Raw genomic sequence first — 3,074 nt, forward strand, 5'->3', positions numbered from 1 at the left:
GGCCCTAGGGGTTCACGGTCGGCTGACGTACCGCCGAGCGGCGCCCGGGAATCGCTCCCGGGCGCTACTCTTTTGTTTCCGACGCGCCGTCAGACCGCCTGCGGCGAGGTCAGCATGCGAGAGATCTCCTCGCGCGGCGGATCCGTATCCATCAACAGTTCGTTGACGGCGGCCCACACCTGGTAACCCCAGTTCCAGTCGTCGACGATCCTCGCACCCATCCGGACCTGGGCGCGTTCTGCGTCGGTGAACTGCAGCACGTCGAAGGCCGTGTCAAGGCGCTGCTTTGTGGTGTGTATCGACTGGTCGAGCGTCCGCATCTCCTGCTCGCAACGGGCTCTTGCCTCTTGCCAATCGCAGCCGTCCTGGTCGCGGATGATCGCGATCAGGTTGCGCGGGTCGTCACGCTTCGCGTCGCGGACCGAGGAGTAGACGTCGTTGCAGTACACGATGATGTCGCTGGCCAGCCTGCGCAGCAGTCGCAGCTGGGTACAGTGGTGGATGTGCGGCGCCAGATAGGTGAAATTCATCTTCTCGCCGAACACCAGGCACAGCGGCACCGCGCCGTTTCCCAAGCGTAGTTCCAAGTACTCTTCGACCGTCGTGTCCATCCGCCGGTCCCGCATCGCCGCATAAGTGGCCTGCGTGTTGAAGTACCATTCCCAGTGCTCGCTGACCCGAGCCACCCACTGGTCCGGCGAGCTGGCGATCTGCCGCGCCCACAGGTCATGGAAGATCATCCCCATGGGGGACTTCGCGGGTCTCCCGTAGAGAATCCCGGTGAGCTCCGCGCTGATGACGTTGATGCGGCTGATGTCCGCCACGAGATCGTCAGTGAAGTCGTCGTAGATCCGGAAGAAGGCGTGGATGTCGTAAGCGAGTTCCAGCTCCGGCAGCGGGGCCAGAGGGTATACCCAGGCCGAAAGCGTGGCGTACCTCTCGGCCCGGGGTGTGCAGACCTGGAAGCAGGTGAGCCATTCGACGGTGTGCGCCAGGGCTTCGGCAGCGTTCTCGTTCGGCTGCCAGGAGCGCGCAGCTTCGTGCACTGTGAGGATCTGCTCGCCATTCATCGCGTCTCGACCTGTCTCCTGGTAAGGATGGTGATCATGGATCGTTGTCGCTTTTCTGAGGCGCGGCGTCGAGTGCTCTTGGAGTCAAGGGGGTTGAAGGCTGCTCCGAGGAGGAGCTCAGGGCTGGGGAGAAATCATAATCGCAGGTCAGAGCGCAGGGGTGATAGTCAAGGCTGGTGGTGGGCTGCGCCCGGTCAGGATGACGGACCGTGACGGGAAATGGGGTGCACGCACAAGCAACGGGGTCACCCGGCAGGGTCGGGATTGTTGAAGTCACTTCCCCAGCCCCGGGAGACCCCGCCGCCGACCTAATGTGTCAGGTTCCGCGGTCGCACGACCACGAAATCCGGCAAGGCCAGCGGAAACCTGTCAAGATCTTTGAGACAAGATCCGGTATGAACTCGCGAGACTGCCAAACTTCGCCCGCCTGTTCGGCGCCCGGCAGACAGACACTCGGGCGACAAGCACCGACGCCAGGCGACCCGAGCTCGGAACCGGCAGTCACCGTTGGAGCCGGTGAGATCGGGAAGCCCGGCATTGTACGAACCGGCTTCCCAGGCCCGCTGACCTGACCTGCACCTGACCTGCACCTACGGAGCGATGCAGACTAACCCAACTGATGGATATAACCTATTTGACTAGGCTAGAGACTGACTACGGAGCGTGGTGGACCTTGTGTACCAGCATCCAAACCGTTTGATCTTGGTCGCTGGCCCTGAAATCACTGTCCGTCCGGTCACGACACGTGCCCTGACCGGGGGTGATGCGCGGTGACCGCACCTACCGGAACATCATCTATGGGATAGAACAACTTTTCCGGACATCTGGCGGTTTCGGACACTTCTGCGCCTCCAGGTCAGGGGAACCACGTCCTATCAGATCCAGGTACCACGATGATCCCAGAAGTGCGAAGTCTCATGTCGCGGATTCGGGCCGTTATGGAGGACACCTCGGTCGTGGTCCGTTAGAGGGTCCTCAGGTGGTGCCGTTGCGACCGATCACGCTGCCGAAGACATGAGTGTGCCCGGTCCTACCGCCAGAGGTTCTGTGCCGCCCAGCTTCGGGACCTGCTTACAGCTGGGAGGTCCAAGGGTTGACGAGTGAGACGCCCATGGCGGCGAAGTCGGCCTCGTTGCGGGTGACGAGCGTGAGGCTGTGCACCTGGGCCGTGGCGGCGATGAGCGCGTCGTGGGCTGGGCGCCGGTCGGGCACGTGAAGTCGCGCCGCCGAGCCGGCGACGACCTGATCGGCGTCGAGCAGCCGGCCTGCGTATGCCGGGAGCACGTTCTGATCGAGCCATGAGTCCAGGACGGCCGCCTGTCGGGCATCGTGCCGTCGCTTGTTCTCAATGCCAGCCCGCAGCTCTAGCAGGGTGATGACGGAGAGGAAGGTATCCGATGGTGACAGGGCCGCGGCCCAGCCGTTGAAGCGGTCCTCGCGGCGTTTCGCGGGCTTACGGAGCTCGGAGATGACGTTGGTGTCGAGTAGGAAGCTCACAGGTCGACCTCGCGCAGCGAGTCCCACGGCTGTAGGGGCTCGAAGTCGATCTCCTCCTCCAGAACGAACGCGTCTCCCAGGCTGCCCGCGGTTCCGGTGAGCCGCTGGTAGTCGGCGAACGACAGCAGGACGTGTGACGGCCGACCGTGATCCGTAATGATCACCGGACCGCTGGCGGCAGCCCGCTTGACCGCGCTCACGTCACGGTTGAACTCTCGCGATGAGACCATGGTCACCACGATCACCCCCCTGGTAGGTACGTACCTACAATATGCGCCGAACGTCGTTCGCGCGGCCAACCGCTGAAGCCAGCTCGCGCCCTTCGATGTGACCAGGGTCGCGTGACCCTGCCGCGCGGCCGGGCGACCGGCTTGCTCACCAGACCTGGTGACCATCCAGGATGAACCCTCGCCGCCGGCAAGGTCGATCTGAGCAGTCGCCCCTTGACTTTTTCACTCCAGATCTCACAGGCTTCAAGTGGTACCGTGCTTAGGAGTCGAAATGAAA

The 3,074-nt window shown here is 63.2% G+C and carries 3 protein-coding genes; all 3 read right to left on the reverse strand.

Going from position 1 to position 3,074, the window contains the following annotated elements; genetic code table 11:
- Positions 1-89: 89 nt before the first annotated feature.
- A complete protein-coding gene (locus ACY5KJ_RS17390) occupies positions 90-1,070 on the reverse strand; it encodes a terpene synthase family protein (RefSeq protein WP_462203864.1) in 981 nt (326 codons plus the stop codon).
- A gap of 1,071 nt (positions 1,071-2,141) precedes the next feature.
- Positions 2,142-2,567, reverse strand: a complete 426-nt coding sequence (locus ACY5KJ_RS17395; protein WP_462188550.1) for a PIN domain-containing protein — start codon at positions 2,565-2,567, stop codon at positions 2,142-2,144.
- Entirely contained in the window at positions 2,564-2,797 is a 234-nt protein-coding gene (locus ACY5KJ_RS17400) for a type II toxin-antitoxin system Phd/YefM family antitoxin (RefSeq protein ID WP_462188549.1), read from the reverse strand. Before ACY5KJ_RS17400 ends, ACY5KJ_RS17395 begins: the two co-directional genes overlap by 4 nt.
- Positions 2,798-3,074: the final 277 nt, after the last annotated feature.

This window comes from Frankia sp. CcWB3, assembly GCF_977927595.1.

Bases quoted from the DNA above. Each gene is read 5' to 3' on its own strand.
- ACY5KJ_RS17390 (WP_462203864.1), bottom strand. From the start codon at position 1,070: ATGAATGGCGAGCAGATCCTCACAGTGCACGAAGCTGCGCGCTCCTGG.
- ACY5KJ_RS17400 (WP_462188549.1), bottom strand. From the start codon at position 2,797: ATGGTCTCATCGCGAGAGTTCAACCGTGACGTGAGCGCGGTCAAGCGG.